We start from the raw sequence: 19,481 nt of genomic DNA, 5'->3' as shown, positions 1-19,481 counted from the left end.
TTTTCGTGACCGTTAAGAACCCAATTTATGAATGACGAGAACGCAGCCAAAGAGGCTGCGTTTTTTTGTCTTCACGAGGTATTAGTTGGCGATTCCTCGCAGTGGTTACGAACGTTCAATAGTGCGCGTTTTTTTGATCTTATGGCCGTCTTCATCAATCACAAAGAAATCGATGCGCTGCGTCTGTTGTGGTGACAAAGAGAAATACACAAAGCCATTCTCGTCGGTGGATTTAGAGCCTAATGCGTTGATGGATGTGGATACGTCATAGCCAGAAATTGGCTCACCATCTTGTGTTACTTGAACGAAAGCGCCGCCGCGTACTGTGGTCACACTCAGCTCAGTTGTCGGCGCCTGTGCAAAAGCAGAAGAGGAAGCAAGCATGACTAAAACTGCGGTTAATGTCTTTTTCATTGTTATCTCCAACGTTTCATTATTATTGAGAACGAAATCACCATAACAACGGAGGTTGGTTGCGAAAAGCGATAGTTGAATTGTGTTCAGGCGTGATTCAGCGAGTGATAACACATTGAGCTTTAGCTGAATATCGGCTGAATCATGAACATGAAATCTCGCCCCTTGAGCGAATGCAGTCTTTCTTATTGGGCAAGAATCGTTGGGTGAACTGTCAATTTTGTGCTCGGTATTTGACGACAAAAGAGAATTCTCACTGTGAAGACATAATGTGGGTACAGCAAAACATACAGTTATACCCAAACAACCTGAAGATGCTCGATTTCAGAGGCCATCAGTGCGTTCAGTTCAAGGCAAACTCTTTTAGGAATAGTCATTCTATTTCACAGAAATTTAACGATGAAGTGGACGCACTGAGGGCCTCCCTTCGGGCGAGTTTACTGACGCCATGCTCGGTGTTATCCCTTTTTGATGGAGATCACTACATCGGCAAAGGGACGCTTAGATCATAACGTCAGTAAACCTCGCTGAATCCTGCATCTTCAGGTTGTTTGGGTATAGAGGTAAAGTCACATTGGCAGGGAATGGAATGACAAACTGGCCAGAACCAAGAGACATCGTAAGAACGGGAAACTTTCCGTATGTGTTTAAGATAGAAGAAGACTTCGTTTACGAATCAGGTTGGCAAATTGACCAACACTTTGCATCCCAGTGGCTGGATATATCTACAAACGGAACTATCACCATCAAAGCCAATGAAACGGGATATGCGTGGGATGGGTGCACACCAAAATGGAGTGTGCTCAATCTCGTGATCATTGGAACACCGGACGGACATATTGATTATCGCACCATGAAACCTTTTTGCTTTTATGCATCCTTGGTTCATGACGCGCTCTATCAATATTTGGATTCAGTGCCTGTGTCTAAAAAAGACATCGATCTGCTGTTTTTGGAGATGTTGGGAGATTTTAAACTTCGCAAACTCTACTACTTCTTTGTGAAACATTTTGGAGGGCGAGGTGTTGTTCAACGCGGCTTTTGAGTATTCAAACACTTTTGGTAGAAAATTTTATCGATGCCCCGTAATGGGTAATCGCTGTATCTCCCAGTTTGTCGAAAACCCAGGTTTTCGTAGAAGGTAGGGGCTTGAAACGAATAGGTATCGATGAACAAATTCACAATGTCTCCTTTCTTCGCTTCAGCTTCCACGCGTTCGATGAGTTGGCGACCGAAACCTTGCCTTCTCATGTTCTCATCTAACCAAAGATAGCGAATGTGCATGGAGGTAAAAAATTGCTGACCTGTCAGTCCGCCAACGATGTGATTTTCTTCATCATAAATAAACAGCCCGAAGCTATTTTCGTTCGGCGTAGGAAAGTGCTCCCGATTAAAACCCACTAACCCTTGATAGATGGTTGATACATCATCCTTTGATGGTGCCAATGTAAATGTGAAGTCCAATTTTTCCCCCTTGAGTGGTTTTAATCCTTATGTGTCAGCAATGCGTGGCGTTTTTCTTTTTATATGCGCCAAGTTTTCTAAGTGATTGGTGACTAAGTGTGAATTGGTGCATTTGCACCAAAATGAGTTTACGAATCGCGTACTAAATAGCTCACTAAATTCATGGGAATACGCACTATGTATTGAAAAGTAATCACATTCTTATTTTTGAGATGAGGCGGGTTTTTAGAGTAAATGAGTAATAAACACATCCGACCACATAATTATTCAGTGAGGAAAATAGAACGGTCGTGCTATAACTTAATACAGTCGTATGGGTAGTTGAAATAATGAACAAGAAAAAGCAAACGCGTGAACAGATTCTGATGGTCGGTTTTGAGATGGCAAGCCTTGAAGGGCTTGAAAGCTTAACGATCGGCGAACTTGCAAAGCGTGTTGGCATGTCAAAAAGTGGATTGTTTGCGCATTTTAACTCCCGCACAAATTTACAAGCGGCTGTGGTTTCTTATGCAGGTGAGCGTTTTACGGAGCGTGTGATTGCGCCTTGTCGAGATGCTTCGCATGTTAGCTATGAAGCTAAGCTACGTCAGATGCTGGACAATTGGCTCACCTGGAACAGCTCCTTTCAGGGGAGCTGCATGTTTTTGGATGCGTGGCGCGACGGGCATGCCGACGATGATCCTATGCAAATGATGTTAGAAGTGATCACCAAGCGCTGGTTAGGCTATCTCAATATTCAATTTGAAAAGGGTATTGAGTCCAAAGAGTTTCGCGCTGATCTCGATTGTTGGCAGACTGTTTACGAACTGTACGGTTTGTATTTGAGTAGCCATTTATTTCGAACCTTGTCTCTTGAAACACAGGGTGCACAAAAATTTTGGAAGGGCATAGACGACCTCTTTGCTCGGATTCGATATACCGCAGATTGATCGTCTTTATGGACTGAAAAAGTGCGTATTGATGCGCTTACGTCCAATAAGAATAGGCGTTTGCGTTTAATCAAAAATAGCACGGTCGTTCGATAAAAAAGGGAAAATCTATGAGTAGCAAAATCTACTTCGGACAAAAAAAGGGTTTTAGCTTCCGCCGCAGTGCGCTGAGCGTTGCAACACGTTTTCATCATAGCGTTGCGCCTAAACATGCACTCAAAACGGCGCGTCGCTTGTTTCTTACGCCAGCAAAAATGAAAGACATCAACCCAACGCCAGAAGGCATGGTGGTTGAAGCCATCGACACTCAAGAAGGCAAAATAATGTCTTATCAACTGGGTTCAGGGCCGACTTGGGTTCTCACACATGGTTGGTCAGGCTCTGCAAATCAGTTTTTTCCTTTGATGGAACATATCGCTGCGGCGGGTTACACCGCGCTGGCATATGATCACCCTGCTCACGGCAAGAGCGAAGGGAAAGAAGGCAGTATACCGGCGTTCCTTTTTGCATTGGATGGCATCTTAAACCGACAAGCACAGATTGAAGGCGTCATTGCGCACTCGATGGGCGGTGCTACCTTACTTGAGAGCGAGCACCCATGCTTGCAACATAAACCGATTATATTGGTTGCTCCGGTACTGAAATATTGGGAAAACCTGTTCGGCACCGTTGAAGCATCTGGCTATTCCATGAAGTTGTTTCGTGAAGTCATTGACGATGTTGGCCGTCAGTACAATTTCACCGTGGATGAGATTGATCCGTTTACTAAGCTACAACACCGTGGTGCGCCTGTGGTGATTGTTCACGATAAAGGGGATCGCTTCGCGCCGTTTGCGGTGTCTGAAGAAGCCAATCGTTTTGACCATGTCTCGCTCGTCGCAACCGAAGGGTTAGGACATGGCCGCGTATTAAAAAGCGATCCGCTAAAAGAAGCATTTAATGCGTTGATCAACCGTTAATGCTGCATGTGCTTGGTCTGGCGTTGGTTGTTGGGCGATGCTCGCATGCATACGGTGTCAGCCAACCTAAAGAAGTGCTGCACTTTCGAAAGGTGGGCGTGGTGCTACCTTCGTTGTATTGCTGGTCGCGTCGCTTTGGAACCTTGTTCTTGCTGTGTTCTAAGGTCTTAAATAGTGAGTGTGTAGCGTTAGTTGCACAATGTATGAATGTGTTATGCTCGGCGCGTATTTATTGATGCTAGGTAGGGGAATCCTTTGAAGAAAATCGCTGTTTTTGCCGATGTCCAAAACGTGTATTACACCACTCGGCAGGCGTATGGTCGTCAATTCAACTACCGAGGTTTGTGGAAAAAGCTGGAAGGTATGGGTGAGGTCGTTTCTGCGACCGCGTATGCGATCCGTCGTGATGATGATCAGCAAATCAAGTTCCAAGATGCATTACGTCATATTGGATTTGATGTGAAGCTGAAGCCTTACATCCAACGCAGCGACGGCAGCACAAAAGGTGATTGGGATGTGGGTATTGCGATCGATGTTCTCGATGCTGCACCTTATGTCGACATGGTTGTGCTTCTATCTGGTGACGGTGATTTCGACTTGTTGATGGAAAAAGTGAAGACAGGTTATGGCAAGGAATCTGTGGTGTTTGGTGTTCCAATGCTGACAGCCAATTCCTTAGTAAACAGCGTTGACCGCTTTATTCCCATCGAAGAAGACATGTTGCTCTAGCGTCACGACGTTGAGTGCTTGTTTGACATAAAAAAAAGAGCCCGAAGGCTCTTTTTTGTTAAGTGTTGAAGGCGGTTTATTTACCGGCAATGTTCAGTCGCCCAAAACGAATCAATGGCGAGAAGAAATGACCGTCATAGTTCGGGACGACTGTGTTTCCAACGGCATCGATTTCTTTAATCATGGTGTAGAAATTACCTGCAACGGTAATACCACGAACGGGTTTGATGCGTTTGCCATCACGACAGAGGAAACCGCTCGCGCCGAAAGAGAATTCACCGCTGATCGCATCAGCACCCGAATGTACACCTTGAAGTTCTACAAGCTCGAGGTATTCACCGGCCGTGACTTCTGCTTCACTGCTTTTTCCTGCACCAATCACATCATGACGCGAAGTGACGCCTAGTGTGCCTTTTGCAGAACGCCCAGCATTCGCTGTAGGTGTTACGCCAAAGTGTGCTGCTGTGGCGGAGTTATGAAGCAAGCCGACGAGCTTACCGTCTTCAATCAACGAGGTGTCACCCGTGGCAAAGCCTTCGCCATCCCAGGCTTTGATGGCATGACCACCAGGCATATACGCCACGTCTTTGAACGTAAGCAGTGGGCTGGCGACTTGCTGACCCACTTTTTCACGCCAAGGGTTGATGCCTCGCTTAGCGGACTCCCCAGAGAAGCAACTACCAAACGCGCCAAGCACTTCATTCAAGGCATCTTGTTCGAAGATCACCGAGTACTGACCTGTGGCGATAGGTTCACCTTCAAGCAAGGCTTCTGCCATGTTGTAGGCGTCTCTAATCACGCGATCTGCTTCCAGACCATCAAAGGTACGTGCAACGGACGCAGCCACGTGCATGGCTTGTTTGTCGTTGTGGTCAATCAATGCTGCCGTGTAACAACTCAGGGTGCGCTCTTGGTGCGAGCAACGTGTGCCTAGCGTGTTGCCTAACAACAGAATAGAGCTGCTTTCGCTATAGCCATTGTAAGGCGCAGATTTCGCCAGTGGCTTTTCGCGGATCTGACGTTCAAGCGACAGGGCCAGTTCAATCTTTTGCTCTGGTGTGGCGTTGTCTTGTTGGTATATTTCAGGCTGTTTGGTTCGCAGTGTTAAACCTTCGGCGCGAATTTTCTGAAACGCGTCTTTCTTGGTGTAGCTCGCGTTCGTTAGCGCTTGATTTACCATTTGAGCGAGGCTTTCTGGCTCTAAAGATTCAGAATAGCTAATGGCGACGTGTTCATCTTTAATCACACGTACACCAATCACTTGGCTTGCTGTTACCTTATATTCCGACAATTCACCTTGGTCAGATTTCAAGCTAAAACTTTCGCTGCTTGAGGCAATAACATCTGCCGTTGCACCTTGTTTGGTAGCAAGCTCAAGGACTTGCTCAAGGGCATTTTCTAGGTTGTTCAATTCACTCATTAGCTGCCACCTCCCACAAGAATGTTATCGACCTTAAGCGCTGCTTGTCCCACGGTTGTTGGTACAGAACCACTGACTGAGCCACACATACCCGCAGCCAATGCAAAGTCTTTGCCGACCATGCTGATTTCTTTCAGTACTTTAGGGCCTGTGCTGATCAGCGTTGCCGATTTCAGCGGTGTGGTCACTTTGCCATTTTCAATCAAATAGGCTTCTTGAACTGCGAAGTTGAATTCGCCTGTTCCCGGTTGCACAGAACCGCCGCCCATTTTCTTCGCGTAAATACCACGTTCAATGCCAGAGATCATGTCATCAAATTCGGCGTCGCCAGCTTCGATGTAGGTATTGCGCATGCGTGAGGTCGGTGCATATTTGTAGGATTCACGACGACCTGATCCCGTGCGTTCATAGCCCGTTTTCAAGCCGCCCATGTGGTCAACCATAAAGCCTGTCAGCTTACCGTCTTTAATAAGCTGCGTATGCTGGGTTTCCATGCCTTCATCATCAATGTTGATGGAGCCCCATTCGTTGGTTAGGAGGCCGTTATCCACTGCGTTCACAACAGGGTTGGCGATCATCTCACCCATCTTGTCGTGGAAGACTGAGGCTTTTTTCGCTACAGATGTGGTTTCTAGCAAGTGACCACACGCTTCGTGGAAGATAACGCCACCGAAGCCATTACCAATAACAACAGGCATTTCACCCGATGGGCAGGCACTTGCACCTAACTTAATCAGTGCTTGTTTTGCGGCCATCTCACCGAGCGCTTCGGGGTCGACGCTTGAATTGAACTCCCAGCCCGACAACATGCCTGGTGCTTCATACCCTGTTGATTGCTCTGAACCCAGGGTTGCAACCACAGACGAGGCAATACGGGTGTAGTGACGGGTATCCTGAATGTGTAAACCGGTGGAGTTGAAAATTTCAATGTGTTGTTCGCGTTGTGCAATACGGCCAATTACCTGAGAAATTTTGTCGCTTTCTGCTCGCGCTTTTGCATCGACACGTTTCAAAAAGGCAATCTTCTCTTCAACGCGGTTATCGACGGAAAACGGCATGGTCGCTGGGTGACGATCTGCATTCATGATCAGGTTCAATGCACCCGCATTGGCGATTTGGTCGCGTTTATCTTTTGCGCAGAGCAGGGTAGTGACGCGTTTTAGTTTTTCTTCATCCTGACTGTTGGTGTAGCCATAAAGCACTTTATGACCAAAAAACAGGCGGATACCAATCCCAAAATCAATACCAGAGTTCACTTTGTCGACGTCGCCCGACAGCACTTCTACGCTGCCTGAATGGTGACGCTCTACAAAGAGCTCCGCAAAGTCGGCACCAAGAAACAGTGCGTGATCAATCACCGCTTTGGCAGTGTTCGGATTTAACATTCCTTCCTCCTTTATACAGAGTTGACTCTTTTCTAGTCTTAACACTTTTAGAATATCAGCTAGATAAGAAGGCACCAATCTTCTTTACCTGTTAATGCCATAGGAATAACTAATTGGACGCTCGTTTGGTTATTTATTGTTCAGTGATCACGTATTGGTAAGAGAAATTTCACCTTTATCACTTTTATTTGATGCATATATTTTTTGCGAATTGAATCTTTGTGTTTTTACATTTTCTCAAAATCAGTGTCACTTTGAGAAATGTCTGATTTATATCACATTTACCACTTGTTCTATCATTTTTAATTAGACACCAATATTTAATAAGTTACTGAAATTAAACAATTAAAAATTTAATTGTATAGGTGGCAGGCTTTTTGCTTTGGAGACAGTAATGAAAGGCTAAATGAGGAGGAATTATCGAATGTCATCGATATCTACAGTACCACTGTTAATGTGCGGGATTGTTGCTTTATCAGGCTGTCAGTTAATTCAACAAACGCGCCATGAGCAAATTTATGATCCAACTGAAATTGCTGCATACCAATTACCCGCACTATTAGAAGGTGTAGAGACTGTAAAGAGTTTCCGACAATCACGAAATGATGAAACCTGGTTTTGGACGCAATTAGAAAATAATACTTATCTACCTGGTGAAAATTATGTTGTTCAAATAATCAGCAGGTCTCCATTTAAGCAACCGCCAAACATGTTTTCTTTCACCGTACCAGAAGGTGACGGGCAACTTGTCTACAACGACATTGGACCCTATCAGCAGTGGACCGAAACGAGGGAAGGGGGTGAGCGTTGCTTAATTGCCCGCCAAAGCACACGAGGCGATAACTTCTGGCTCTCTGTGTTTACCCATTACTGTACCGCCAACGAACATCAGGATCTTGTTTGGATCCATCAGCTAAAACCCTCACTTCTATTAGAAGGATTCTAAGATGACGTCGAACTTACCGAAGCAAATATTTAAATTGCTCATGGTATTTTGCGCGCTGTATTGCCTGTTTATGTTGGCGACGCTAAATATTTCAACTGACACCCACATCTGGCTTGCGGGTAGCGCTTTTCTACTGATTTTGTTGTTGTCGCGTAATTTTTCAACGCGTGCAACAACCTTTATTCTCATCATCGGTGCGTTTATTTCATTTCGCTATATCTATTGGCGATTTCACGAAACGTTACCCTGGGAAAGTAGCCTCGATTTACCGTTCGCATTATTGCTCTTTGCTGCTGAGTGTTACGGTATCCTGATTTATGTGATGGGCATGTTTGTGACCGTCAAACCCTATGAACGTAAACGCGTGCCTATCGACACTGAAGCACCGTTGCCTACGGTTGACGTTTACATTCCTACCTACAATGAGCCCATTGATGTTGTTGAGCCTACGATACTTGCCGCTTCGCGTCTTGAATATCCGGGACAGTTTCGCGTGTTTGTACTCGATGATGGCGGCACAGATCAAAAGCTGAGCGATGAAGATGTTGATGCAGCTGCAGCAGCCAAACGTCGTGCGGACACATTAATCGCCTTTTGTGAGGAAGTAGGGGCAACCTACATTACTCGAGAACGTAATGAACATGCGAAAGCGGGAAACATCAATCATGCCCTGAAAAAAACAGACGGCGACTTGGTACTTGTTCTGGATGCTGACCATGTACCGACACGCGATTTCTTGCTCAATACGATTGGTTTGTTCCAAAAAGAACCAAAACTGGGTTTTGTTCAAACGCCGCATTTCTTCGTGACGCCAGGGCCTGTTGAACGCAACTTGGGCATCGAAGATAAAGTTCCTTCCGAAAACGAGATGTTCTATAACAAAATTTTACTTGGGATGGACTTTTGGAATGGCTGTTTTTTCTGCGGGTCTGCGGCTGTTATTCGTCGTGTTGCGCTAGAGGAAGTTGGCGGTATTTCGACCAAAACTATCACTGAAGATGCAGATACTGCATTGAACATTCATGCAAAAGGTTGGCAAAGTGCCTATTTAAACCGTGCGATGGTCGCGGGTTTGTCGCCAGATACGTTTGGCGCATATGTCACGCAGCGTTCTCGCTGGGCGCAAGGGATGATCCAAATATTCTTGCTTAACAACCCATTGCTAAAACGCGGCTTAACGATGGGGCAGAGGATCTGCTACCTCAATTCGACGTTGTATTGGTTCTTCCCAATATTTCGTACCACATTCTTGTTGTCTCCATTGCTTTATCTGTTGCTGGATTTACAGATCTTCGTTGGCAACGCCACTGACTTTCTCATCTTTGTTGTTCCGCACTTAGTGATAAGTGTGATGATAACGCAGCGACTGTTTGGGAAAACACGGCGTGCATTCTTCTCTGAGCTCTACGAGACAGCACTGTCTATTTACCTCTGTTTACCTGCTTTATCCGTGCTGTTTAACCCTAAAAAACCCAACTTCGTGGTGACACCAAAAGGAGAGACCACGCGTAAGGTTTGCTTTTCAAAACTCACGCCTTTTATGGCTTTCATTTTCGGGCTGGTGGTACTTGCTGAAGCGTGGGGGATCTATCGTTACATCCAATTCCCAACAGAACAAAGCCAGCTCATTCTTGTGATCATCTTTAATAGTTTCAACTTGATGCTCATCGTGCTTTGTCTTGGTGCCATGTTAGAGAAGCAACAGCGCCGCAGCGAACCGCGTCTGTTGGTGAATGAAAAAGCCATGATTCAAATGGATAGTGAAAGCTATAACGCAACGCTTAATGATATCTCTATTAAAGGGGCGCGCTTAACCCTACATGAAGGAGAAAACATCTTTCACCGTGGCGACATGGTGGATGTGACGTATTTCACCGAGAAAGGGAAAAGCAAGAAAACCAAGAAACCGATGTATCAAATGGTGCAGCTCAGTATGCGAGTGGTGGCTCTCAAACATGGTCACCAAGGCGTTCAAGTGTGCTGTTTGTTAGAGAGCAATGTTGCGTCGGACATGCAGGTGCAATACGCAAAAGCCTATGGACAAAGTAGCCGTTGGAAAGAGCGCCGTCGCTATGAAGAAAGCTTAAACCAAGACGTGTTGTCGTCTGCATTGAGTCTTTTCTCTCTCGCTTGCTCCAATTTAACACGCGTCTTCACGACATCCGTGAAAAACAAAATCGAATCGGCATCTGCTTCTGGCAAGAAGGAGTTTCAAAATGAATAAGTTCATCATCGCTTTTCTTCTTCTATTTGCGTGTGCGGTGCAAGCAGAGAAAACGGTCAAGATTCCACTGACTTATGCCATGGATACGAAGGAAGACATTGTTCTTCGTGGGCAAAGCCAGATCATGCCCATCCCCATTTCTATTTTGGATGGGCAAGAGGTTGAAAACGTGCGTCTTTCTCTCGCGATTTACAACAACAATATTGTTGATAGTACGGTGTTGTGGCTGGCTGCGGGCAACCGTTCACTGGCAAATATCGAGGTGAAACAGCGTCATCAGTTTCAGTACATAGAAGCCACGTTTCCAGCCGGGTTGCTATCGAAAGAAAACCCGTCACTGAATTTGCGAATTCAGCATCTATCCAACGATCCAAACTTGGTGATTGATACTACTGGGCTGAATACGACCATCAATGTGAAAGCGTCTTTCTATGAACTGAACTATCAGGAAAGTGGCACTTTTAATCAGAAAACGCTCGCATCCTTTGAGGAGATGATGCGAAGTGGCCAGCACCATGATGCACCCATTCACATGATTTCGGCGATAACTGACACTGATCTATCGTTATCTTTGGCTGCCTACTTGGTGCAGGGCTGGACATTGAAAAGTGGGTCTGAGGACTATCAGTTCGATTACCGAATGGAGTCAAAATACGGAGAGCGACGTCTTGGTCCTGTGATTGTTTATGGCACCAGCGACGCACTGCTTAACGCCGGCTGGGTAGATCAAGAAACACATAAGGCTGTTTCTGGCCCTTACCTTGGTATTGGAGACAGCACGAAAGGGGATGAATGGTTACTCATCATTTCGGGGAAAAATGAGCGAGAGGTGAAACGTGCTGCCAAAGTCTTTGCCAACAACATGCGTCGTTTTCCTGAGCGAGGCTCAATGGTGGTCGTCAATGAAGATAACGTCATTGACCGTTCATTAAAAAGTGAAGCCACGTACTTGATGTCAGAGTTTACCGAGCAAACGGACTTGACCGATTCCCCTTTGGAGCTGGATTTGGTGATGCCGAGTAACATTTTGTTTAGTGACGAAGACAACGCAAAAATCAATCTATTGCTGTCGCACTCTAGGGTGGCGCCCGGTGCGGGCTCAATGATTCTTCGTGTGAATGGTGAATACGCAAACAGTCTTCCATTGCGTTCGAGCTATTGGCGAGACACTCAACACTATCGATTAAACATCCCGATGCGTAAATTCACACCAGGTATTAATCGTGTCTCTGTTGAAATCTATGGGCCGGTAGATGTGCAAAATCAAGACCGTCGATTCGCCGTCTATATGTCAGAAAAGTCGAACCTAAGGCTGAGTTCTTGGGTTAAGTTCATTCCCACGGAAGGGCATAAAGTATCAGCGCATGACTTTTTTGCCATTGCGGATGACTGCGGTAAACAAGCACAAATATCAGTAGATAAAAAGGACCCCGTTCAGCTGGCAAACCTATGGCGCCTATTGAGTTATGTTTCACACCGTACGCACAAAGCCATGCCGGGCTTGATGATCACGGGCGAGACGGAACAGCGCCGTCCTTTCCACATTTCGTTGACAGAGATCGAGGTTGCGGAGCCATACATTTTACCAGCCCAGAATGTATCACGTTGGGATGGACTTAAAACGCACTTGTTTGACTTTGTCGCTGGCAAAGGCGAGGCAGAACAAGAGAACTTTTATACCTCTGACATGATGTTTTCTGAACCGACAAGTGAGCTTGCAACCATTAAACACACCAATCAAGAAGGCTGGTACCGCATTCAATTTGCCGAAACGACCTATGAAAAGTTCGATGATTTCATGCGTAGTGAGTCAAGCTCTGCTCCTGCTGGTGTGCTGAGCGAACGCGAGTTTTCAAGCAGCACATCTCAGTTTTTTAAAGCAGCTTTTATTGGCTACCCAGCAGGCCTATCTATCCTAGCGTTATTTATCATTTGGTGGATGTCAGCGTTTGTATCGCGTGCGCTGGAGGCGAGAAAATGAGCAAACCATTACTTTCAATCGCCATGTTGTTTTCGCTGAGCGGCAGTGTTGACAGTACCGCATCGCCATCTATATGCGACAGTGATAAACGTATGTGGACGCTTTATAAGAGCAGCTTTATTGCAAAGGATGGTCGGGTAGTCGATACCGGTAACCACAACATTTCACACAGTGAGGGACAAGGCTATGGCATGTTGATGGCGGCATACTTCAATGACCGTAAAACGTTCCACGGCATCTGGTCTTGGACGAAAACCCATCTTCAACGAGACATGGACCCGCTGTTTTCATGGAAATGGCAACCGCGAAAACCACACATTCCTGACCGAAACAATGCAAGTGATGGTGACATGCTTATTGCTTGGGCGCTGCATCGCGCTGCTGTGAAATGGTCATCCAAACAATACGCGAAAGAAGCGAGCGACATTATTCGGGCACTGCAAAGCTCTCATCTTCGTCCTGTTGGCGGGGAGGTGATCATGTTACCTGGAGCAATGGGGTTCACATTCAAAAACCGCACTGTCGTCAATCCGGGCTACTGGGTGTATCCCGCCATGGATGACTTTGTTCGATACAGTCGTAAATGGTCAACATTGGCAAACAGTGGGTTACGCATTTTAAGTCAAAACCAGTATGGCAAAAGTAAGCTGACGTCTGATTGGGTCGAGTACCAAAACGCGGGTTGGCAGCCAGCACAAGGGTTTCCTTCCCAGTTTAGCTATTCGAGCTATCGCATTCCGTTATACATGGTTTGGGGTGGGAGAAAGCATGCATTCAACCGTCAGTACACGAAGTGGCTAAAACAAAATGACACGGCGTGGGTTGATGTGAAAAGCGGGGAATCTGCTTCCTACCCGCCCCCTGATGGTGCCATCGCAATCAGTCAATTGGTTGCGCTAGCAAATGGCCAAAGGGCGCTGAAAAAGGGCATTTCAGTGATGCCAAAAGGAAAAGATTACTATTCAGACAGCTTAGTGTTGCTTTCACATATTGCGTTTAATGAGAGGGTTTGCAGATGAAAATATTGCTCATGGTTTCAACCATTTTTTCTGTTTCAGCGATGGCAAAAGATCATCATGAAGTGATGGTTTTTGATGAACGCGTCTCGGTTGAAGTGTCGACACAAAATAGCACCGCGATTGATGAAGAGCAGTACTGGACCATGCTCGAAGATAAGGGTTGGAAAACGGCCCAAGAAGCAACGTCAGATTTAGAGGTGTCTGAGGCGCTTCGGGATGAAATCTCATATCGCGCGTCACTGGATTCGCTGTCGTCGATGATAAACGCGGGAAAGCATACCCAAGCCAGCTCGCTGGTTGAGGAAAACCCAGATTGGATGCACTGCGATCGCATTCAATGGATGTGGTTGGATCTAAAGAATGAAAGCAAAACAGGGTATGGGACGAATGTAAAAGCCAAGTATCAGAAAATACTCGATAACTGTGGAGCACACGAACTGAGTACCACACAGAAACTATTGGGTTGGACAGCACCGAGCGCGGCGCAAGACATCCTTTCACGCTATGAACAGTCAACGGCGTATGACCCGCAAGTCGTGGCTCAAATTAAGCAAGATATGGCTCTGGGTAAGCTCTCAAAAGCCTCACTCTCTGAAGGTGAACTTGCCCATGTTGGTGAACTTGTTATTGCCAAGAAAAATGCCAAGGCGGCCGAGGCAATTGGTTGGAAATACCTAAATATGGGGGATGCATTTGCCGCCAATGACTGGTTTGAGCGTGCGATAAGTTGGGCGGGCCCGAGTGCTAAGCGCATTGAAGGGCGTTTATTGACCTTACAAGAAATGGGGGAGAGAGAAGAGTTACTGATGCAGCAGGCTCAATGGTCGGACAGTTACCCTTCCATAGCGGAACTCGATTTTGGCTCAGATGACGGAAACGTGGTGAATTGTGAAGGAGAGATAAAGGCGTGTTTAGAGAGCTTGAATGCCATTGAATCTTTGTCTGCATCGGAATATGCATTAAAAGGATGGACGCTCTATGACTTAAACAGACCTGTGTCTGCAGCGACAGAATTTGAAAACGCATTAGATCTTATGGCGCCTAATGATCCTGACTGGGATCTGACACAATATGGCTATGTATTGGCGCTAGATAAAATGGGGTTCTCAGACAAGGCCACCGTTCTGTCCGCGCAAATCAACGACATCGATACGCGCGCAGAATTGGATAAACAAATCGCCATGAAGCGTGTATTCAAAGCGTTTGATACCAAAGCATACGAGACGACCTTGGCGCAGATTGAAGAGTATGAAGCCGTGTATGGTAAAGACGTTCAATTGATTGAAATAAAGGCGTGGTCACTGTTCAACAGCAATCGAAAACGCGAGGCGCTGAAAGAGTATCGCAAGCTTGCGGACGCTTTCCCCCATAATGAAGATTATCAAGAATCATTCCAGGCCATTAAATGTGGTGTGAGTTCGAAAAGCATGAAATGCCGCTCTTAATACCCTGTTCGCTAAGCAACCTCATGACGCGATATATCACAGCGCATGGGGTTGTTTGGTTATAGGTCTTTCGCATAAAAACCACTGTCATCCCTTCAACAGCCTGATACACTTCTGCCATCCCGCAATTTTAATAGCGCGCTCAGACGCGTACTCGGTACATGGAAATAAACAATGGCTGAAAAACTGACGAAACAAGTCCCTACCAACATCATCACTGGCTTTCTGGGTGTTGGGAAAACCACGGCGATTTTAAACCTCCTCAAACAAAAACCTGCAGATGAAAACTGGGCTGTATTGGTAAATGAGTTTGGAGAAGTTGGCGTTGATGGCGCGTTTCTCAGTGAGCAAGGTGCGCTGGTTAAAGAAGTACCGGGCGGTTGCATGTGTTGTGTCGCGGGTCTACCAATGGCCATCGGCATCAATGCGCTATTGGCACAAAACCCTGATCGTTTACTGATTGAACCTACAGGGCTCGGTCATCCAAAGGACATCATTGGTAAATTGCTCTCCGAGCATTATGAAAACTACATTGCGCTGAATGCGACGATTACCTTGGTGGATCCACGTAATTTTGCTGACGAGAAATACACGACAAATCAGAACTTCCAAGATCAGATCGCTTTGGCCGATGTGGTTGTCGCGAACAAAATCGACATGTGCACTGAGCAAGATCGCGCGGCATTTGATGACTACGTGCGCGCGGCTGAAATTCCAAAATTGGCATTAGGGTACGTGGAACAAGGTCAACTTGATCCTGCTTGGTTGATGCTGCCGCGTGTTAACCGTGACGCGCAATTTGGCCACCATCACTCGCACGACGATGATGACATGCCTGCCTTTGAACTTGAGCCGGGAGAGACATTCCGACGCAAAGAAAACAAAGGGCAGGGGTATGTCAGTTGTGGTTGGATCTTCGAACCAACGACCGTTTTTCCGTTTGATGCCTTGTACGGGCTGTTTGCGAATTTAAACGCTGAACGCGTTAAAGCGGTCATGAAAACGGACGATGGAATGTTTGCCTTCAATGTCGTGAACCAAATGGTCACGGTCAATCCAGTGAGTCTTGACGGTGTCGAATCTCGTGTTGAAGTGATTGATAAAAACCCATTACCGTGGGATGAACTCGAAGATATTCTGCTTTCCTTCATCGCATAGACTTTCTAGCCCCAAATACCCATTTGGGGCATTCACGCTGACGTGGAGAACACTCGGATGTTGCCAGAAATTCAAAGCAAGATAGCGACATATCCAGAGGATGCCAAAGCCCACTTTTCTGCGTTAGAAGCGTTGATTTTTGACGTGGCTGAATCATTAGGCAAGTCCGTTGAAGAAAGCGTGAAGTGGGGGGAAGCAAGTTACTTAGTGAAAGGGGGAACGGCTATTCGTGTCGATTGGAAAGCACGCTCACCCGAATCGCTGTGTATGTTCTTTAACTGCAAAACCTTATTGATCGAAACGTTCCGAGAAGTCCTGCCCGATGCCTTTGAATATCAAGGTAATCGAGAGTTACGTATCCCTCTTCATTCTACCATTCCAATTGAACCGCTTCGCATTTGTATTGCTGCAGCGATGTGCTATCAAGCACGTAAACATGACCCTTTACTCGGTTTATAAAACAGGGCCGAAATTTTTACATTAAATGCCTAGTAAAATGTGCATTACGGCATGTTTATGGGCTTTTCTTTTGCGCCAATTCGTCGGTGTCGGAATAATTCAAACCATAATAATTATGACGATTGGCTCGGAAAGGTTAACAATGCTTACTCGCTTTAGCTATGCCTATGGAAGTACGCTCTACGTACAAATTTGGAATGACAGACTGCGTATTCTTGATGGAAAAACGGGGAATACGTTTGATGAATCACCACTGGTTGCGTGGCACGCTGACAAGCCTTGGCGAAAACGCTTTGCTGGGTTTGGTGATGATGTAAAAACGTTGGATGAAAGCCACCTTATCAAAAACCCGTTTGATCATCCTCGTAGCTTGATTGCTGATATCGAGACGGGCGCAATTTTACTGCGCTGCGCAATGACCAGTTTGATTCAGCGAAACTTCTTTACCAGTCGGATTCAGGTGATTTTGCACCCTATGGAATGCGTAGAAGGGGGCTTAACGTCGGTTGAGCAGAAAGCCTTCAAAACCATGGCGCATGATGCGGGTGTCAGTGATGTATTTCTCTACTGGGGTGAGCCGCTAGAAGCCCACCAACTCAATGTTGATGGACTGTCGACACCGCACTTGCAGCAGGGATGATTACGCGGGAAGAATGTTGTTTCTCACCAATCCACGGCGCACGTTTGTGCAGAGCTTGCCGAAACGTCGAATTTCATCGAAGTTAGGATCGACGCCACGATCCATGGCAGATTCCCAGTAAGACAATTCGCTGTCTACGAGCTCCAGAAGCTTTTTGGGGCATCCGATACAAGAATTGTCTGGGCCGCAGCCAAAGGTATCAGATTCGTACAAGGGTAATTCCTGCTTTACCTGCTCAATGATGAGTCTCATTGCATCCATGCGAGTCGGCTTTTTGGCCATGGTTCTGCCTCGCTCACAAGAAGGCGCCGATTCTATGCCTGACCCTCAAAAATGTCGATAGGGGAGCAAAATAAGGCGCTGTTCCCGCTGTCGCGTTATGTGAACGCTTTGTCTCAAACGCCTTCTTACTGTGAATCGTAATGCTAGCCACAATCGGTCATCACTCAAAATCTACTGTCGGGTGACGGTTTCAACTGCGCTGGTTGTTTTGTATGGTGGTGTGCAGGATGAGGTTCTGTCTTTACTAAAGCTGAATGTGTTTGTTGAGTGAACAGCCTCAATGCAGAAAAAGAAGAGTTAACATGGCAGAGAAAGCATTCCCCTACAAAGGACAATGCTTGTGTGGGCAGATCACGTATGAAGTGGCGGTGATTGAGCCTGCAATGGGACACTGCCACTGCAGTATGTGCCGTAAATTTCATGGCGCAGCGTTTGCGACCTTAGGAGTGGCAAAAGCCGGGAATTTTAGGTTTACGACGGGTAAAGATAAGTTAAAAACTTATCAAGCTGAAAATGGCACAAAACGTACCTTCTGCGAGGATTGCGGTTCGAGTTTATTGTTTGAAGCATCCAACAGCGATGGTAGCTTGGTTGAGTTTTCGCTAGGCACGCTGGATAGCGACATTGCGTTGAAACCTGACGCGCACATCTTCACCCAGTATAAAGCCCAGTGGCATCACATTACGGATGCTTTGCCCATTTTCCCAGAAGGGCGAAATAGCTAATTCTTTACGCCTATGACCACAAGGCTTGAGGACAAGGCTTAAAACGAAAAAAGGCAGCGTGAGCTGCCTTTTTGGTTTTGTTGACACTGTTTACGCGTAGCTTGCCGTGAGGGTCTGCCAGTTGCGTTTTTGCTGATGAAATTCAGATTTCAGAATTTGAAGTTGTTGAACCAAAATTGCGGCTTCATATTTCTTCAAAAGGTTCTTCTTTTTCATATCAATCAAACGCTTTTTCGCTTCGTAATAATCACTCATGCGAGCAACGAGCGCTTCATATTCTTGTTCGATGATTTGTACGCGGTATGAACCGTTCGGGCTAACACTCAAACGTGCTTGAATGTTTTTCAGCAGCATGGTGGCGCGTGCCTTTTCAATGCGGTCTGGCGGTGTGACGCGAAGTTTCTTTGTAAGCCCCAACCAGCTGCCTGATTTGATCAGCCATTTTGTCGGGTCGAACTGCCACCAGTAGATGCCATTGCGGTAATCATTTTCAAAGATGTGGTGGAAGTTGTGGTAACCCTCACCAAAGGTCAAAAATGCCAGGAATCCGTTGTCACGCGCAGAGTTCTTCTCTGTGTATGGGCGTGTTCCCCAGATGTGCGCCAGCGAATTGATAAAAAAGGTGCAGTGGTGGTTCAGCACGAGGCGTGTAAAGCCAATCAATATGATGGCACCCCACAGATCACCATGGAGAAGACCAAAGACAATGGGCACACCGAAGTTCATGATGAACACCAGTGGTAAGTAATATTTATGCTGCCACATAACGATTTTATCTTTCTGTAAATCGCGACAGTTTGAGTAATCAGAATAGCGGTGTTGCTGATATTCACGCAACATCCAGCCGATGTGAGAGTACCAGAAACCACGACCCGCTGAATAAGGGTCTACATCGTTATCATCAACGTGACGGTGATGAACGCGGTGGTCTGAAGACCAATGAAGAATGCTGTTTTGAAGTGCGTATGCCCCGCCAAGTGCGAAGATAAACTTGAGGGCAGGGTGGGCTTCGTAGGTTTTATGTGACCATAGACGGTGGTAACCCGCGGTGATGGACATTCCGCTAAAGGTGAACCCGATGAGTAACATGGCAATTTGTGCCCAATCGAATCCGTGATACCAAGCCCATATTGGTGTGCCAATAGCGGCAACTGAGAACGTGACAACAAACACCGAAAGGTTCAGCCAAATGATTGGCGGTTTTTCTTTTTGATTTGATTCCATTTTAAATATCAAAATTCCAGCGTACACATGTACGCTAGAATAGTGCCCGCTGAGAGGGGGGTCAAGATGGCTGTTAAC

Annotated in this window: 19 protein-coding genes; 13 read left to right on the top strand and 6 right to left on the bottom strand. The window is 46.2% G+C overall.

What is annotated here, in order from left to right:
• Positions 1-105: 105 nt before the first annotated feature.
• Positions 106-414, bottom strand: a complete 309-nt coding sequence (locus BM082_RS25275) for a hypothetical protein (RefSeq protein WP_229491766.1) — start codon at positions 412-414, stop codon at positions 106-108.
• 589 nt (positions 415-1,003) lie between these two features.
• Between BM082_RS25275 and BM082_RS05355 the strand changes: the two genes are divergently transcribed.
• Positions 1,004-1,459, top strand: coding sequence for a hypothetical protein (locus BM082_RS05355; RefSeq protein WP_017010725.1), 456 nt, complete (start codon positions 1,004-1,006; stop codon positions 1,457-1,459).
• On the opposite strand, the gene BM082_RS05350 is transcribed toward BM082_RS05355, so the two are convergent.
• Complete coding sequence (locus tag BM082_RS05350; protein ID WP_017015672.1) at positions 1,444-1,878, bottom strand: GNAT family N-acetyltransferase; 435 nt, start codon at positions 1,876-1,878, stop codon at positions 1,444-1,446. The two genes, BM082_RS05355 and BM082_RS05350, sit on opposite strands and share 16 nt — an antisense overlap.
• A 329-nt stretch (positions 1,879-2,207) precedes the next feature.
• Between BM082_RS05350 and BM082_RS05345 the strand changes: the two genes are divergently transcribed.
• From BM082_RS05345 to BM082_RS05330, 3 genes are all read left to right on the top strand, one after another.
• Positions 2,208-2,807 (top strand): TetR/AcrR family transcriptional regulator, encoded by a 600-nt coding sequence (locus BM082_RS05345; protein WP_017010727.1) that lies wholly within the window; start codon positions 2,208-2,210, stop codon positions 2,805-2,807.
• A 110-nt stretch (positions 2,808-2,917) separates the two neighbouring features.
• Positions 2,918-3,766, top strand: a complete 849-nt coding sequence (locus BM082_RS05340; RefSeq protein ID WP_017010728.1) for an alpha/beta hydrolase — start codon at positions 2,918-2,920, stop codon at positions 3,764-3,766.
• Positions 3,767-4,021: 255 nt separating this feature from the next.
• Positions 4,022-4,495: an NYN domain-containing protein gene (locus tag BM082_RS05330; RefSeq protein ID WP_017010730.1), complete on the top strand. Its 474-nt coding sequence runs from the start codon at positions 4,022-4,024 to the stop codon at positions 4,493-4,495.
• Between the two features lie 76 nt (positions 4,496-4,571).
• On the opposite strand, the gene BM082_RS05325 is transcribed toward BM082_RS05330, so the two are convergent.
• Positions 4,572-5,915: a TldD/PmbA family protein gene (locus BM082_RS05325; protein ID WP_017015671.1), complete on the bottom strand. Its 1,344-nt coding sequence runs from the start codon at positions 5,913-5,915 to the stop codon at positions 4,572-4,574.
• A complete protein-coding gene (locus tag BM082_RS05320; protein WP_017015670.1) occupies positions 5,915-7,300 on the bottom strand; it encodes a TldD/PmbA family protein in 1,386 nt (461 codons plus the stop codon). Before BM082_RS05320 ends, BM082_RS05325 begins: the two co-directional genes overlap by 1 nt.
• A gap of 424 nt (positions 7,301-7,724) precedes the next feature.
• Here BM082_RS05320 and BM082_RS05315 point away from each other — a divergent pair, with 424 nt between their 5' ends.
• From BM082_RS05315 to BM082_RS05280, 8 genes are all read left to right on the top strand, one after another.
• The gene (locus tag BM082_RS05315) at positions 7,725-8,246 is read left to right on the top strand and encodes a hypothetical protein (protein ID WP_017010733.1); all 522 of its coding nucleotides are present in this window, start codon (positions 7,725-7,727) and stop codon (positions 8,244-8,246) included.
• A gap of 1 nt (position 8,247) precedes the next feature.
• Positions 8,248-10,470 carry a UDP-forming cellulose synthase catalytic subunit gene (bcsA, locus tag BM082_RS05310; RefSeq protein WP_017017309.1) on the top strand — a complete coding sequence of 741 codons (2,223 nt, stop codon included), beginning with the start codon at positions 8,248-8,250 and terminating at the stop codon, positions 10,468-10,470.
• Positions 10,463-12,451, top strand: a complete 1,989-nt coding sequence (locus tag BM082_RS05305) for a cellulose biosynthesis cyclic di-GMP-binding regulatory protein BcsB (protein WP_074925619.1) — start codon at positions 10,463-10,465, stop codon at positions 12,449-12,451. The genes bcsA and BM082_RS05305 overlap by 8 nt, the downstream gene beginning before the upstream one ends.
• Positions 12,448-13,470 (top strand): family 8 glycosyl hydrolase, encoded by a 1,023-nt coding sequence (locus BM082_RS05300; protein WP_017015667.1) that lies wholly within the window; start codon positions 12,448-12,450, stop codon positions 13,468-13,470. The genes BM082_RS05305 and BM082_RS05300 overlap by 4 nt, the downstream gene beginning before the upstream one ends.
• Entirely contained in the window at positions 13,467-14,915 is a 1,449-nt protein-coding gene (locus BM082_RS05295) for a hypothetical protein (RefSeq protein ID WP_074925617.1), read from the top strand. The genes BM082_RS05300 and BM082_RS05295 overlap by 4 nt, the downstream gene beginning before the upstream one ends.
• 174 nt (positions 14,916-15,089) lie before the next feature.
• Positions 15,090-16,073, top strand: coding sequence for a CobW family GTP-binding protein (locus tag BM082_RS05290; protein ID WP_017010738.1), 984 nt, complete (start codon positions 15,090-15,092; stop codon positions 16,071-16,073).
• Positions 16,074-16,130: 57 nt separating this feature from the next.
• Complete coding sequence (locus BM082_RS05285; protein ID WP_074925614.1) at positions 16,131-16,532, top strand: DUF1801 domain-containing protein; 402 nt, start codon at positions 16,131-16,133, stop codon at positions 16,530-16,532.
• A 142-nt stretch (positions 16,533-16,674) separates the two neighbouring features.
• Entirely contained in the window at positions 16,675-17,172 is a 498-nt protein-coding gene (locus tag BM082_RS05280; RefSeq protein WP_017017314.1) for a hypothetical protein, read from the top strand.
• On the opposite strand, the gene BM082_RS05275 is transcribed toward BM082_RS05280, so the two are convergent.
• A complete protein-coding gene (locus BM082_RS05275) occupies positions 17,173-17,454 on the bottom strand; it encodes a hypothetical protein (protein ID WP_074925611.1) in 282 nt (93 codons plus the stop codon).
• Positions 17,455-17,756: 302 nt separating this feature from the next.
• Here BM082_RS05275 and BM082_RS05270 point away from each other — a divergent pair, with 302 nt between their 5' ends.
• Positions 17,757-18,179, top strand: a complete 423-nt coding sequence (locus tag BM082_RS05270; protein ID WP_074925607.1) for a GFA family protein — start codon at positions 17,757-17,759, stop codon at positions 18,177-18,179.
• 90 nt (positions 18,180-18,269) lie between these two features.
• Here the strand turns inward: BM082_RS05270 and BM082_RS05265 are convergent, their stop codons facing one another.
• Positions 18,270-19,403 carry an acyl-CoA desaturase gene (locus tag BM082_RS05265; protein ID WP_017010743.1) on the bottom strand — a complete coding sequence of 378 codons (1,134 nt, stop codon included), beginning with the start codon at positions 19,401-19,403 and terminating at the stop codon, positions 18,270-18,272.
• Between the last annotated feature and the right edge of the window lie 78 nt (positions 19,404-19,481).

Source organism: Enterovibrio norvegicus DSM 15893, assembly GCF_900115495.1.
Classification (GTDB): domain Bacteria; phylum Pseudomonadota; class Gammaproteobacteria; order Enterobacterales; family Vibrionaceae; genus Enterovibrio; species Enterovibrio norvegicus.
This window is presented reverse-complemented; position numbering and strand designations above follow the sequence as displayed.

Excerpts from the sequence above, each read along its gene's own strand:
- BM082_RS05270 (WP_074925607.1), top strand. The coding sequence starts at position 17,757 with ATGGCAGAGAAAGCATTCCCCTACAAAGGACAATGCTTGTGTGGGCAG.
- BM082_RS05290 (WP_017010738.1), top strand. The coding sequence starts at position 15,090 with ATGGCTGAAAAACTGACGAAACAAGTCCCTACCAACATCATCACTGGC.
- BM082_RS05265 (WP_017010743.1), bottom strand. The coding sequence starts at position 19,403 with ATGGAATCAAATCAAAAAGAAAAACCGCCAATCATTTGGCTGAACCTT.
- BM082_RS05325 (WP_017015671.1), bottom strand. The coding sequence starts at position 5,915 with ATGAGTGAATTGAACAACCTAGAAAATGCCCTTGAGCAAGTCCTTGAG.
- BM082_RS05345 (WP_017010727.1), top strand. The coding sequence starts at position 2,208 with ATGAACAAGAAAAAGCAAACGCGTGAACAGATTCTGATGGTCGGTTTT.
- BM082_RS05340 (WP_017010728.1), top strand. The coding sequence starts at position 2,918 with ATGAGTAGCAAAATCTACTTCGGACAAAAAAAGGGTTTTAGCTTCCGC.
- BM082_RS05275 (WP_074925611.1), bottom strand. The coding sequence starts at position 17,454 with ATGGCCAAAAAGCCGACTCGCATGGATGCAATGAGACTCATCATTGAG.
- BM082_RS05320 (WP_017015670.1), bottom strand. The coding sequence starts at position 7,300 with ATGTTAAATCCGAACACTGCCAAAGCGGTGATTGATCACGCACTGTTT.
- BM082_RS05285 (WP_074925614.1), top strand. The coding sequence starts at position 16,131 with ATGTTGCCAGAAATTCAAAGCAAGATAGCGACATATCCAGAGGATGCC.
- bcsA (WP_017017309.1), top strand. The coding sequence starts at position 8,248 with ATGACGTCGAACTTACCGAAGCAAATATTTAAATTGCTCATGGTATTT.
- BM082_RS05355 (WP_017010725.1), top strand. The coding sequence starts at position 1,004 with ATGACAAACTGGCCAGAACCAAGAGACATCGTAAGAACGGGAAACTTT.
- BM082_RS05305 (WP_074925619.1), top strand. The coding sequence starts at position 10,463 with ATGAATAAGTTCATCATCGCTTTTCTTCTTCTATTTGCGTGTGCGGTG.
- BM082_RS25275 (WP_229491766.1), bottom strand. The coding sequence starts at position 414 with ATGAAAAAGACATTAACCGCAGTTTTAGTCATGCTTGCTTCCTCTTCT.
- BM082_RS05300 (WP_017015667.1), top strand. The coding sequence starts at position 12,448 with ATGAGCAAACCATTACTTTCAATCGCCATGTTGTTTTCGCTGAGCGGC.
- BM082_RS05295 (WP_074925617.1), top strand. The coding sequence starts at position 13,467 with ATGAAAATATTGCTCATGGTTTCAACCATTTTTTCTGTTTCAGCGATG.
- BM082_RS05280 (WP_017017314.1), top strand. The coding sequence starts at position 16,675 with ATGCTTACTCGCTTTAGCTATGCCTATGGAAGTACGCTCTACGTACAA.
- BM082_RS05315 (WP_017010733.1), top strand. The coding sequence starts at position 7,725 with ATGTCATCGATATCTACAGTACCACTGTTAATGTGCGGGATTGTTGCT.